Origin of the sequence: Alloalcanivorax venustensis, assembly GCF_047495515.1 — a bacterium.
Taxonomy (GTDB): domain Bacteria; phylum Pseudomonadota; class Gammaproteobacteria; order Pseudomonadales; family Alcanivoracaceae; genus Alloalcanivorax; species Alloalcanivorax venustensis.
In genome coordinates this window covers 3,256,844-3,270,061 of sequence record NZ_CP179934.1, presented here as the reverse complement: position 1 = coordinate 3,270,061, position 13,218 = coordinate 3,256,844, and the positions used below count along the sequence as shown (strand labels likewise).

Genomic DNA, 13,218 nt, shown 5'->3' with positions numbered 1-13,218 from the left:
ACCATGTCAACCAAGTCAGGCACGAACGATGCCATGCAAACAAAGATGATTAATGCCACATCGAGATTGGTGCCTATGCACTTACAGATCAAGGCACTCAAATCTCTGATGAAAGCGAAGAAAAAGGCAATGGGGTCAACACGCCCACAGGTCAAGTTTCTCGAACAGCCCGTGCCTGACGTCAATACCCTGGCACTTGAGGATATTGACACCAGCAACCCTTTTCTGTATCGGCAAGATCAGTGGGGTGCCTATTTCAAGCGGTTACGTGATGAGGCACCGGTGCACTTCCAGAAAAGCAGCCAGTTCGGGCCATTCTGGTCGGTGACACGCTATGAAGACATTTTGTTCGTCGATAAGAATCACGAGCTCTTTTCCTCCGAGCCACAAATCATTCTGGGTGATCCTCCGGAAGGGTTGTCGGTGGAAATGTTTATCGCCATGGATCCGCCAAAACATGATGTGCAACGCCGGGCGGTCCAAGGTGTGGTGGCACCCCAGAATCTCAAGGAAATGGAGGGGCTGATCCGGCAGCGCGCCGCCGAGGTGCTCGACAGCCTGCCCCTGGACAAAGCTTTCAACTGGGTGCCGGCAGTGTCCAAGGAGTTGACCGGGCGTATGTTGGCAACGTTGCTGGATTTCCCTTACGAGCAGCGTCACAAGCTGGTTGATTGGTCGGACCGACTGTCCGGAGCATCTTCGGCGACTGGTGGCGAGTTTACCGACGAAGACATCATGTTTGACGATGCCGCGGACATGGCCTGGTCATTCTCGAGGCTTTGGCGAGACAAGGAGGCACGACGCAAGGCTGGCGAGCCTCCGGGTTTCGACTTGATCAGCATGCTACAGAGTAACGAGGATACCCGGGATTTGATCAACCGTCCGATGGAGTTTATCGGCAACCTGGCGCTGCTGATTGTTGGCGGCAATGACACTACCCGCAACTCCATGAGCGGCGGTGTGCTGGCCCTGAATCAGTTCCCCGAGGAATTCATCAAGCTGAAGAAAAACCCGGAATTGATTCCGAACATGGTTTCGGAAATTATCCGCTGGCAAACTCCACTCGCGCACATGCGCCGGGTTGCCACGCAGGACGTGGAGCTGCGTGGTCAGACCATTAAGAAAGGGGACCGCGTGTTGATGTGGTATGCCTCGGGTAATAGGGACGAACGAAAGTTCGAAAATCCCGACCAGCTTATTATTGATCGCAAGGACGCGCGCAATCATATTTCCTTTGGCTACGGCATTCACCGTTGCATGGGCAACCGTCTGGCTGAGTTGCAATTGCGGGTTTTGTGGGAAGAGTTACTCAAGCGCTTTGATAACATAGAGGTCGTGGGTGAGCCCGAGCGTGTGCAGTCCAACTTTGTGCGGGGCTATTCCAAGCTAATGGTCAAGTTGACCGCAAAAAATTGAATTTACGTCCGGAGCCGATGTCACCCGAACAGTTCGATTATGTCGTGGTTGGGGCGGGCTCGGCCGGATGCGTCGTCGCCAACCGTCTATCCGAATGCGGCCGCCATTCGGTGCTGTTGCTTGAGGCCGGTCCGGAGAGCCGCCGCAATCCGTTCGTGAATATGCCTTTGGGCTTTCTGCAGCTGATTTTCAGTCGTCGCGTCAACTGGCAGTTCAATACCGAGCCGCAACAGCACATGTATGGCCGTGCCTTGTATCAGCCACGGGGTAAGATGGTCGGCGGGTCCAGCGGCATGAACGCGCAGGTCTACATTCGCGGACATGCCCGGGACTACGACGAGTGGGCACGGCTCGGTTGCGAAGGGTGGTCGTATGCCGATGTGTTGCCTTACTTCCGAAGATCCGAACATTTCGAGCCGGAGCTGGCGGCTCTTGAAACGGCGTTTCATGGTCGGGGTGGTCCGCTTAATATTACCGAGCGCCGCTATACCAACCCGCTGAGCACGGCGTTCGTCAAGGCGGCGATGCAGGCGGGCCACCGGCGCAACCCGGATTTCAACGGACGTGAACAGGAAGGCGTGGGCTACTACTATGTTTATCAGAAGGACGGCGCGCGCTGTAGCAATGCGCGTGCCTATCTCGAACCCGCGGCGTTTCGGTCCAACCTGACTGTCCGCAGCGGAGCGCACGTCACGCGTGTGTTGCTCCAGGGCGGCCATGCCACCGGTGTCGAATATCGGAGCGGGAAGGGGCTGGCTCAGGTCCGTGCCCGGCGCGAAGTAGTTCTCTGCGGCGGCGCGTTTAATTCTCCGCAGCTGCTGATGCTTTCTGGAATCGGGCCGCGCGGTGAACTGTCCCGGCACGGGATTGAACTGCGTCATGAGCTGGAGGGCGTGGGACGGAATCTGCAGGATCACATCGACGTGTTCGTGCGTGTCAGAGCGCGCGACCGCCAGAGCATTTCCATGCATCCGAGCTACTGGTTCAAGGGCCTTCGGGCCCTGCTGCAGTATCTGAGCGGTCGCCGCGGTGTACTGTCGAGTAACGGCGCCGAGGCCGGTGGGTTTATTCGTTCCCGCGCGGAGGAGCCGATCCCCGACTTGCAACTGCATTTCGGGCCGATGTTGTACGCTGATCACGGGCGGGACATGAAGACCGCGATGAGCGGTTATGGTTACATCGTAATGATTTATGGGCTCCGGCCTTTGTCGCGCGGCCACGTCGGTTTGCACAGTGCCGATCCCTTCGCGGCACCGCTGATAGACCCCAATTATATGGCTGAGCCCGCCGATGTCGAGAGACTCGTTCGGGGGGTGCGTTTAGTCCGCAGGATTCTGGAGCAGCCGGCTTTCGCGTCTCACCACGAGGTCGAGATATCGCCGGGACCGACGCTGCGCAGTGACGAAGACCTCGCCAGATGGGTGAGGCGTAGCGGCGAGTCGGCCTACCACCCTGTAGGTACCTGTAAGATGGGGTTGGATCCAATGGCGGTGGTCGATCCCCGACTGCGCGTGCATGGCCTCCGGTCCCTGCGGGTGGTTGATGCTTCCGTTATGCCGACCCTGGTGGGCGGAAATACTCATCAGCCGGCGACCATGATTGGCGAGAAGGGGGCCGAGATGATTCTCGAGGATTTCAAGGTTTCCCGCGGCCGATCGCGGTATTGAGTGCGGCGTGCTCGTCCCCATGGCGTTTGTAATCGTGAAATCGGACCCCAAGGCACAGTAGAAAAGAGATAGGCTATGACGAACAATCAGAAACAAACGACGGTCATCGTTGGCGGCGGGCACGCGGCGGGAGCGCTTTTGACAACACTGTTGCAAAAGAAATATCAGCATAAAGTGATTCTGGTGGGCGAAGAGCCCCACCCACCCTATCAGCGCCCGCCTCTGTCCAAGAATTACCTGACAGGCGAAGTTGATCAGGGTTCACTGTATTTGAAGCCAAGTTCAATATATGAAAAGGCGGGTCATCAGTTGCGGCTCGGTGTGCGAGTCGTGCAAATCGATCGAAACAACAAAATCATCCGGTTGTCGGACCAGAGCACCTTGAAATACGATCAACTTGTCCTGGCCACGGGATCGCGTGTTCGGCGTTTGAATGCGCCGGGAGCGGACTTGAAAGGCATTCACTATTTGCATGATATAGCCGATGCGGATAACTTGCGCCAACAATTAGTTGCAGGGAAACGTTTGGTCATCGTGGGTGGCGGCTATATCGGTCTCGAGGTCGCCGCCAGCGCAAACAAGAGCGGCGTCGATGTCACCGTACTGGAAGCCGCTGATCGGCTTATGCAACGGGTTACTGGGCCGGAAATGTCCGCATTCTTTTACGCCAAGCATACTGACGCCGGCGTGGACGTACGTTTGAACACCGCGGTTACCGGCTTCGAAGCGGGAGAGCAAGGTTGTGTGACGGGCGTGAGATTGGCGAACGGCGGTATCGTGCCGGCCGATATCGTGCTTGTTTCCATCGGTGTTCTTCCGGAAACCGCTCTAGCCGAGGCCGCGGGCTTGCCCTGTGATGACGGTATTGTCGTTGACGAGTTTACTCGTACCGCGGATCCCGCTGTCCTGGCGATCGGCGACTGTACCCGCCACCGGAATCTGTTATTTGAAAAGATGCAACGACTTGAGTCCGTGGCGAATGCCGTCGATCAGGCTCGTACTGCGGCGGCGACGCTTATGGGTGAGCGCGTGCCCTACACAAGCGTGCCGTGGTTCTGGTCGAACCAGTTTAACGTACGCTTACAAATGGTGGGGTTATCTCAAAACCACGATCAGCGGGTGGTTCGCGGTGATCCCTCGGATGAAGCGTTTGTGGTATTCTATTTACGCGGAAGCCGGCTGGTGGCCGTTGACGCGGTAAATCTGCCCATGGCCTTCATGGTCGGGAAGAAGCTTGTATATCAAGGCAAGGACGTCGATGTTGAAGCATTGAAAGATCCGAGCACCGAATTGAAATCGTTGGTATAAGGCATGATACCGAAGCAGCATCGGCATTCGGTGCGACGCAGACCGTACACGGCCCGGACCTCCTCCCTGGCCAGCTGACCAAGGCCGGTGGTGCTTAGCCGATGACTTGTGAGAAAATCAGCGGGCCGCGCGGATCTTCGGCGTGACGAGCCATTACGGGGAAGTCGTCGGTCTGACGCAGGCAATGGACTCTCGCAATTCGGATTCGCGCCGTACCCCGAGGCCGGAGGAGAAAAACCATGAGAAAAAAGCGCCCGGCCGGTCCGGCCCGGTCTGATCGTCAGTTTGTATTGACATCCGCCGCTCGACTGTTTCGTGAGCAGGGCTATGACCGGACCACGGTGAAAGAAATCGCAAAAGCGTGTAATTTGCTGCCCGGCAGCCTTCATTACCGGTATCAGGCCAAGGAGGATATTCTTGTTGATCTGATGCGCCTTGGTTTGGAGCAAACCTCGACTGCTGTCTCCGAAGCCGTGGCCGGTGCGGCGGAACCCGTGGAGCAGTTGCGTAGAGGCATCAATGCGCACCTTCAGATGCTGGTCAGCGGCTCGGACATGGTCTATGTACTGTTGTTTGAGTGGCGTTCTCTGCGCGGCGAGGCACGCAAGGAGATGATCAAGTTGCGCGACCGTTATGAGTCCCTCTGGGCGACTATGCTCAAGTCACTGGCGGAGAAAGGGGTAATTCGAAAGGAAGTGGATCTGGATTTGCTGCGGCTTATAGGCCTCGGCGCGCTCAACTGGGTAGCCACCTGGTTTAGCGACGATGGTCGCTACACGCTAGAGGAGATAGGTGATTTTGTCTGGCGCATGATCCGCGACGCGGTGCTAAAGGAGCGCCTGCACGATATTCAGGTGTGTGATTCATAGTATTACCGCAGACCAGTGACATCTGCGAGCGCTTCCATAAGAAGGCTCCCCAAGAAGTTTCATCATTATGCTGGCAGGTATTACAGCCTATAACAGTCCGTGCAGCCGAGCTTCAGTAACTGCCTGAACCCGGTTGGTTACCTTAAGTTTGATAAAAATTTTCTTCATATGCCATTTTACTGCATCCTCCGTCACATAAAGCCGCTCAGCGATCTCTCTGTTTGTCATTCCGTTGCTTACACATTTCAGCACGGAAATCTGTTTCATCGTGATGCTTGAGTGGCCATTATCTAGTATCGGGCGCGTACTGTGGTTCTCTGTCTTGGCTTCGAGTTCCGTTGTGGTTTTAGACTCAGAGCCTAGGTCGTCTGGGACCTGATCAAAAAGATCCTGAGCAATGGGGCTAAGAGAAAGTAGCGCTTCTTTAATCCAGAGCCTCGTGAAGTGACAATTCAGATGTTCCGCAAGTAGGTTGGCATCAAGGATCATGCGCTTCGCTAATTTTGACGAACCAAGGGCAAAGGCTGCCAGTGCCTGGCAATATTGGGCGGCGACTTTGGTTCTAGCATCTGAAACTGCACTGGCGCTTTGTAGTGCTTGTCTGGCATATTTCTCGGCCACACCGAACTGTTTACCAAGCCTTAATCTATGCATTGCTTTTAATAAGGTAATACGTGCTCGAATGACCTGATTCTGATTCGGCAGAAATGTCAGTTCACCCTCATCGGGAAGGGTGGCTAGATCCAATTCCTCGTTGTTCAGGAGAGCAAGCTCAGCTAACTGAATCCTTGCCAGGATGTTGAGGCGGGAGAGACCTCGCTGGCGGGCGGCTAAGCGAGATTGTTCCAACAAGGCCATGGCTCTATCTCGGAACCCTTGGTGGTATAGAAAACGACTGTAGGTTTGTGTATATCCCCACAGAATATCTGTAACGCCATAATTCAAAGCGAAATCGAACGAAGCCTGCGCGGATTCGTGGGTAACCAGATGATGGTTCTTTTCGTGTAGAATCTGTAACTCAAGAACACCAAATATCTTGCTTAAGAAAACATTTGACAGTTGAATATATTCTGCTTCCTTCTTTCCCTGAAGCAGCACACTCGTCGCTCGGACCATGTCACCTCTAAAAAGTTCAGCCTGAACTTCCGCGGTTTTAAGCCAGATAAAGGCATAAAGCTGATTGGACGATTGAATGGCCACAGCCGCTTTATGCGATAATCGCTTAAAATCCTCGAAGCGGTGGTCACTGGAGGCAATGAATGTCTGGCACGTAAGTGCCGCACCTTTACCGACTATATTGCGCTCACCATAAGAGTCGATCCATTTTTGACAGAGAGTCTGGCTCAGCTGCATGTTATCCTGTGTAGCTTTGCCTATCGCATTAACCAATTCCCGCCATCCTTCCTTATCGAGGTCGTCCAGTCCCCTGGAGTTCGGATGGATCGAATTAACTAGTATTTCATCTGCTTGACAAGATTGCTGGTTGAAATACAGGACCCACGCATAACCTATACTCAGAGACGCAATTTTTTTTATCGTACGAACCGGTACTTTTTTAAACCATGTGCGAAGGGCTTCGATTTCTCCTTGTCTGAGTGCCACGTCCAAGATGATACTATCGCTCATCACGTGAGCCCAGCGGTGGTCGCTGGCCTCCAGAGCTGCGTTGATTGAATGGAGGTACTCGCCTCTACGCCAATGCCAGAACGCGACGCGTTTCAGCACATACGAGCAACGGTCTCGTTGAGTGGTGTTAAATAAACCACGTAGATACTCTCGCAACACGGGGTGCACAATCTTGTAGTCGCCGGAAGATCCGATGGGAGATAAAAGAGCATAATTTTCGTCAAGAAACGAAATTTCCTGATCGGCCTCCTCTGTTTTAAATACATAGCCATAACATTCCGCACTGATCACCTCGAGCATCGCCGCATTGAAAAGAAAGGTCCTCGTACTATTTGGCAACACTGTCAGGAGGTTTTCTCTGAAGTAGGAGCAAGTTTCCGGCCAGGTCGCTACGGGAAGATTTGGGCTTGAGGTTTGGCACATAAGCCTGACAAGTGCTGGCCATCCATCGGTAGCTTTTATGATGTTGCTGGCTTCGAGGTCACCTATGCCCGATAATTCACTAACCTCCTCTTCTGTAAATGCAAGCTCATTAGCGCCGTACCTTACTACACCTACCATCATAGACAGACGTGCCAACGCCCCAGCGCTACGTGGAGCAATGAAAAATTTTACATTGCTGGGAGTTTCACATATTAAATCCTCGATCAGATCCGCAGTATGTTTAGCCTTATCAATCCCATCAAGGCAAATTCTTATTGTCTTTTTTGCACTACACAGTGCGTTTCGAAGAGCTTCGATGGTGTCGATGCCATTTTTTAGCCTGCGCCAGGATTCAAGACCTTTGATTTGATATAAAACCAACGCAGCAAACAAACCGTCAATAACTTCGCCTGAATCAGGGTAGGAGCGAGCATTGATGTAGACGGCGTTTTCAAGTTCCGGGTCGCGAGTGTTTGCTGCCAAGGCCACCTGTACAGATTTTCCATAGCCGAACGGGGCCCGATAAAGAACGACCTTTGATTCAGGCGTAGCAGAAGCGCTCAGACGATAGCGGTCTATACACCCTTGAGTAATGAAACACTGACGAGCCCACATCCTGTCAGACATCCTTCGACACCAGTTCTCCAAGCTATGGTGTGTCATCACAATCCAGTCTCCTGCTTTGTCTCCCCGAAACGTGGAAGGCGCTTCGGAATGAAAGCATATTGACAGATGTCTAGGGCAAAAACTACCCATTGGAGTAGTTGTATGATCGTCAGCTCTGGCGAAGCCTGTAGATGCGTACAACTAGTCCGTTCACCTGAATCATGCGTGTTCGTACAGTATAAAAAATGTTTATCCTGAAAATAAAAGGTGACCCCAATGTCAATGCCGGAAAATGTTTTAACGGAGTCTCCACAGAAAGATCCTGATACCGAGGGTTATGTGGACAGGAAACGCCATCTGTGGGTTCTTTCTGTGCTGTGGCCAGCGACGCCTCTTATTGGCCTTTATTTGGTATCCCAGACTGGATGGAGCATCTGGTACGGGTTGGTGTTAATCTTTTGGTATGGCGCAGTTCCCTTGATGGATGCCATGTTCGGAGAAGATTTTTCAAACCCCCCTGAGTCGGCTGTGCCTCGGCTTGAACAGGATCGTTACTATCGGGTGCTGACCTACTTGACCGTTCCTATTCACTACGCATCCCTGATTGTCAGTTGCTGGTGGGTGGCCACGCATTCGATGAATGTTTTCGAGTTCCTCGCACTGGCCTTTTCCCTGGGTATCATCAATGGCCTGGCTCTGAACACAGGCCACGAACTCGGCCATAAAAAAGAAACGTTTGACCGTTGGATGGCCAAGCTTGTCCTCGCCGTGGTCGGATATGGTCATTTCTTCATTGAGCACAATAAGGGGCATCACCGTGATGTGGCTACGCCGATGGACCCGGCGACATCCCGCATGGGTGAGTCCATCTACTCGTTTTCACTGCGTGAAATTCCCGGTGCTTTCAAGCGGGCATGGGCGTTGGAGGGACAGCGCCTCAACCGATGTGGCAAAAGTGTCTGGAGTCTGGATAACGAAGTTCTTCAGCCCATGCTTCTAACAGTTGTACTCTATGCCACATTGCTGGCGTTTTTTGGTCCGTTAATGCTGATCTTCTTGCCCATTCAGATGGCCTTCGGCTGGTGGCAGCTGACCAGCGCGAACTATATTGAGCATTATGGCCTGCTGCGTAAGAAGATGCCGGATGGACGTTACGAGCGTCAGCAACCGTACCACTCCTGGAACTCGAACCATATTATGTCGAACCTGATTCTGTTTCATTTGCAACGACATTCCGACCATCACGCCCATCCTACGAGGTCCTACCAGTCGCTTCGCGATTTCAAAGACCTGCCGTCCTTACCTTCGGGTTACCCTGGAATGTTTCTGGCCGCAATGTTTCCCTCATGGTTTCGCTCGATGATGGACCACCGGGTGGTGGAATGGGCGAAAGGAGATCTCGACCAGATTCAGATCCAGACGGGTAAGCGTGAATTCTATGAGCGTAAATTTGGTGTGGCTGGTTCTGAATCAGCCGATACCGTAGCGCATAAATGATCGGCTAGTCGAAACTTATATACCTCATTTGATTTATTTATGTTGCAAAAAGAGCCTCTGACGTGCCCTTGAAAGAGGGTGCGCGTCGGTCGCTACCAAAACAAAGACAATAATATCGTTTGAAAGGTGTGCCAAATGGCTAAATATCAATGCCCGGATTGTGGCTATTTATACGATGAAATGGCTGGTGATCCGCACGAGGGCTTTCCTCCAGGGACGACATGGAAAAACATTCCCGAAGACTGGGCTTGTCCGGACTGCGCAGTAAGGGATAAAATTGACTTCGTAACGCTCGGGAGAGCCGATTCCGAACTTTCGGCCTCCGAATCCGATATGCCAGCGGCCCGCCCTGCCGGCCAGAGCAGCGCCGGGGAGGCATCCCGGAAAGCAACCAAGGCATCCAGGCCTTCCGCTAAAAATAAATCAGACTCCAAAGCAAAAGCCAGACCTACCAACTCCCCGAAAGACCCGGCGCAAAATACCCCCTACCGGAAGTGGATCTGTGCTACCTGCGGGCATATCTATGATGAAGCGCTTGGAGATGAAGCCGAAGGGTTCCCGCCCGGCACCCGTTTTGAGGATATTCCGGACGACTGGTGCTGTCCGGACTGCGGTGCCGCAAAAGAGGACTATGTCCTCTATAAAGAAGAGAACCTCTGATCGAAAATAATCATAATCCCGTTTAGCAAGAGGTAATTTCATAATGCACACTGCCAGCCTGGCTGAGGTCGGGGCCACCAACAGACCAACCACCGATACAATTGAAGCAACTTTTTCGGCCCTGCAGCGGGCACAGCTTGCACGTCGCGGCAGCTTCACCCTGGAAGCCCGGGTAGCGCAGCTCGACCAACTGCGGGACGCGGTTAAACGCCACGAATCAAAAATCATTGCAGCGTGCGCGGCAGACTTCCGGAAACCCGTTCCGGAAGTCAAATTAACCGAAATCCTGCCGGTGCTTCAGGAAATTCGACATGCCAAAAAACACCTGCGTAAATGGATGCGCCCGAAACGGGTGGCTGCCTCCGTTGGCGTTCTGGGCACCAAATCTTATGTCCGGCCAGAGCCAAAGGGGGTGTGCCTGATTATTGCGCCGTGGAATTATCCGCTCAATCTCGCGCTGGGGCCTCTGGTCTCAGCGTTGGCTGCGGGAAACGGTGCGATCATAAAACCCTCGGAAATGACACCTCACACCTCGGAGGTGATTGCCAGTATTGTGGCCGAAACCTTCCCTCCCGACCTGGTTTCGGTGGTTGAGGGCGATGCCAAGGTAGCACAGAAACTGTTGGCCTTACCTTTCGATCACATATTCTTCACTGGCAGCCCTGCGGTCGGCAAGCTGGTCATGGAGGCTGCGGCCAGGAACCTCTCCTCGGTGACACTGGAACTGGGCGGAAAATCCCCAACCATTGTAGGATCAGATGCCAACGTAAAGAAGGCTGCCAGATACATTGTCTGGGGGAAGTTTGCCAATAACGGCCAGACCTGCATCGCTCCGGACCATGTTTTTGTACACAGAAGTATCGCGGATCAATTCAATGAAGCACTTAAACAGCAAATCCGACGCACCTACGGAAAAACACCCGAAGCCCGGAAATTGACGGCTGACTATTGCCGGATTGTAAATGCCCGTCATTTTCAGCGCTTGTTAAGCCTGATAGATGATGCCAAAAGCAAAGGCGCAAGAGTCTTTGAAGGTGGTGTTACAGATGCCGAAGAGAATTTTATTGCTCCGACTTTGATTGCCAACGTATCCAGCGACATGGATATCTCGCGTGAGGAGTTATTTGGCCCGATATTACCGGTTATTGAGTTTGATGATATTGATTCGGTTATCAATAAAATAAACGAAAACCCCAAGCCGCTGGCGCTTTACGTATTCGACCAGAACAAAGCTTTTGCCAGAAATATTGTCGAACGGACGAGTTCCGGCGCTGTAGGGATTAACCTTACAGTCGTGCACTTCCTGCATCCGGACCTGCCTTTTGGTGGAGTGAACAATTCGGGGATAGGGTCGGCACACGGTGAATACGGGTTCCGTGCTTTTTCGCATGAAAAGGCGTTGATGGAGGATCAACATTCTCTTATACATCTTCTTTTCCCGCCCTATACAGCTTGGGTCCGGCGTCTTATAGATACTGCTGTTCGCATTCTGGGCTGAGCATAATCAAATAATAGGTGAGTTATTATGTACGATTACATTATTGTCGGCGCCGGGTCGGCGGGCTGTGTGTTGGCTAACCGGCTGACTGCCGATCCCTCGAAGCGAGTAGCGTTGCTTGAAGCAGGGCCAAAGGATAGGAGCCCGCTCATACATATGCCTGTGGGTATTGCACTTCTTGCCAATAGCAAGAAGGTGAACTGGGCTTTCGAAACCGAGCCTCAGGAACATCTCAAGGGGCGCCGTCTGTTCTGGCCCCGGGGTAAAACTCTTGGCGGCTCCTCCTCCATCAACGCCATGGTCTATATGAGAGGCCACAAAGCCGACTATGAACACTGGGGTCAGGCTGCCGAAACCGAACTTTGGGGATGGGACCGCGCATTAACATTGTTTCGCCGACTGGAAGATAACGAACGTTTCGGTCCGGATGCTTACCATGGCAAAGGCGGTGAACTCAGCGTAAGCGAACTCAAATCAGTCAATCCGTTGAGTCGAGATTTTGTTCGAGCGGCTCCTCATGTAGAGCTCCCGGTGAACACGGATTTCAATGGAGAAACGCAAGAGGGGCTGGGCCCCTACCAGGTGACACAAAAAAATGGTCGGCGCTGGAGTTCGGCGCAGGCGTTTCTGCGTGGCGCAGAGAAACGGTCTAACCTCGATGTGCTGACGGACGCACGGGTAACCCGGGTGGTAATGGATGGCCAGCGGGCGGTTGGGGTGACACTGAACCAGGAGGGCGAATATCGCCAGCTCAGACTCAACAACGGCGGTGAAGTCATTTTGTCCGGCGGGGCGGTTAATTCACCACAGCTACTTTTGCTTTCCGGAATCGGTGATCGTGAAGAGCTTCGGAAACACGGAATCCCTCTGGTCCATCATCTTCCTGAGGTGGGCAAGAATCTGGTTGATCATTTGGATATTACGCTGATGCACGCGGCGAACTCACGTTTGCCTATTGGTGTTGCCCCCAGCTTCCTGCTTCGGGGAGTGAGCGCACTTTTTTTCTATATTTTCGCGCGACGCGGGTTTCTCACCAGTAATGTAGCCGAAGCAGGGGGGTTTGTTAAATCCAGCCCTTCGGGTGAACGGCCGAATGTGCAATTCCATTTTTTGCCAACTTTTTTGAAGGATCATGGGCGAAAAGTGATGACCGGGTATGGCTACACCTTACACATTTGCGATCTGCTGCCCAAAAGCCGGGGCTTTATTGGACTGAAAAGCCCGGATCCATTAGCCGATCCGTTGATTCAGCCCAATTATCTGAGTGACCCCGAAGACCTCAAGACAATGATTTCCGCCGTTAAATTTGGACGACGAGTACTGGCGGCGCCGACAATGGCCTTGCATAGTAAGCGAGAGGTCATACCCGGAAACTCTGTGTCCTCGGACGATCAGATTGCGGACTACATCCGGGAAAATGCAGAGACTATCTACCACCCCGTTGGTACTTGCCGTATGGGCGCGGATCCGGAGTCAGTTGTTGATCCAGAGTTGAAAGTCAGAGGCATTGAAGGGCTGAGAGTGGTCGATGCCTCGATAATGCCCAGTTTGGTTGCCGGTAACACCAATGCGCCCACTATGATGATTGCGGAAAATGCAGCTGACATCCTACTGGGAAGCGTCAAGACCTAGACTCCGGTTATCATGC

Annotated in this window: 9 protein-coding genes; 8 read left to right on the top strand and 1 reads right to left on the bottom strand. The window is 53.1% G+C overall.

All coding sequences use genetic code 11. The features are described from left to right. Positions 1–3 precede the first annotated feature (3 nt). The 4 genes from ACMG4O_RS15305 to ACMG4O_RS15290 all read left to right on the top strand — a co-directional run bounded on the left by ACMG4O_RS15305 (position 4) and on the right by ACMG4O_RS15290 (position 5,260). Positions 4–1,416 carry a cytochrome P450 gene (locus tag ACMG4O_RS15305; protein WP_414434105.1) on the top strand — a complete coding sequence of 471 codons (1,413 nt, stop codon included), beginning with the start codon at positions 4–6 and terminating at the stop codon, positions 1,414–1,416. Positions 1,417–1,433: 17 nt separating this feature from the next. Continuing rightward, entirely contained in the window at positions 1,434–3,083 is a 1,650-nt protein-coding gene (locus ACMG4O_RS15300) for a GMC family oxidoreductase (protein ID WP_414434104.1), read from the top strand. A gap of 75 nt (positions 3,084–3,158) precedes the next feature. Beyond that, a complete protein-coding gene (locus tag ACMG4O_RS15295; RefSeq protein ID WP_138774251.1) occupies positions 3,159–4,391 on the top strand; it encodes an NAD(P)/FAD-dependent oxidoreductase in 1,233 nt (410 codons plus the stop codon). 239 nt (positions 4,392–4,630) lie between these two features. Beyond that, positions 4,631–5,260, top strand: a complete 630-nt coding sequence (locus ACMG4O_RS15290) for a TetR/AcrR family transcriptional regulator (protein ID WP_414434103.1) — start codon at positions 4,631–4,633, stop codon at positions 5,258–5,260. Between the two features lie 87 nt (positions 5,261–5,347). Here the strand turns inward: ACMG4O_RS15290 and ACMG4O_RS15285 are convergent, their stop codons facing one another. Further along, positions 5,348–7,924, bottom strand: a complete 2,577-nt coding sequence (locus ACMG4O_RS15285; RefSeq protein ID WP_233918110.1) for a helix-turn-helix transcriptional regulator — start codon at positions 7,922–7,924, stop codon at positions 5,348–5,350. Positions 7,925–8,197: 273 nt separating this feature from the next. On the opposite strand from ACMG4O_RS15285, the gene ACMG4O_RS15280 reads away from it, so the two are divergent. The 4 genes from ACMG4O_RS15280 (at position 8,198) to ACMG4O_RS15265 (ending at position 13,202) form a co-directional block, all read left to right on the top strand. Next, the gene (locus ACMG4O_RS15280) at positions 8,198–9,412 is read left to right on the top strand and encodes an alkane 1-monooxygenase (protein WP_067604797.1); all 1,215 of its coding nucleotides are present in this window, start codon (positions 8,198–8,200) and stop codon (positions 9,410–9,412) included. Positions 9,413–9,547: 135 nt separating this feature from the next. After that, the gene (locus ACMG4O_RS15275) at positions 9,548–10,072 is read left to right on the top strand and encodes a rubredoxin (protein ID WP_414434102.1); all 525 of its coding nucleotides are present in this window, start codon (positions 9,548–9,550) and stop codon (positions 10,070–10,072) included. Between the two features lie 43 nt (positions 10,073–10,115). After that, entirely contained in the window at positions 10,116–11,570 is a 1,455-nt protein-coding gene (locus tag ACMG4O_RS15270; protein WP_089033090.1) for an aldehyde dehydrogenase family protein, read from the top strand. 27 nt (positions 11,571–11,597) lie between these two features. Further along, positions 11,598–13,202, top strand: coding sequence for a GMC family oxidoreductase (locus tag ACMG4O_RS15265; RefSeq protein ID WP_089033089.1), 1,605 nt, complete (start codon positions 11,598–11,600; stop codon positions 13,200–13,202). Positions 13,203–13,218 lie beyond the last annotated feature (16 nt).

Coding starts and splice junctions, on each gene's coding strand:
- ACMG4O_RS15305 (WP_414434105.1), top strand. CDS start 4: ATGTCAACCAAGTCAGGCACGAACGATGCCATGCAAACAAAGATGATT.
- ACMG4O_RS15300 (WP_414434104.1), top strand. CDS start 1,434: ATGTCACCCGAACAGTTCGATTATGTCGTGGTTGGGGCGGGCTCGGCC.
- ACMG4O_RS15295 (WP_138774251.1), top strand. CDS start 3,159: ATGACGAACAATCAGAAACAAACGACGGTCATCGTTGGCGGCGGGCAC.
- ACMG4O_RS15290 (WP_414434103.1), top strand. CDS start 4,631: ATGAGAAAAAAGCGCCCGGCCGGTCCGGCCCGGTCTGATCGTCAGTTT.
- ACMG4O_RS15285 (WP_233918110.1), bottom strand. CDS start 7,924: ATGTGGGCTCGTCAGTGTTTCATTACTCAAGGGTGTATAGACCGCTAT.
- ACMG4O_RS15280 (WP_067604797.1), top strand. CDS start 8,198: ATGCCGGAAAATGTTTTAACGGAGTCTCCACAGAAAGATCCTGATACC.
- ACMG4O_RS15275 (WP_414434102.1), top strand. CDS start 9,548: ATGGCTAAATATCAATGCCCGGATTGTGGCTATTTATACGATGAAATG.
- ACMG4O_RS15270 (WP_089033090.1), top strand. CDS start 10,116: ATGCACACTGCCAGCCTGGCTGAGGTCGGGGCCACCAACAGACCAACC.
- ACMG4O_RS15265 (WP_089033089.1), top strand. CDS start 11,598: ATGTACGATTACATTATTGTCGGCGCCGGGTCGGCGGGCTGTGTGTTG.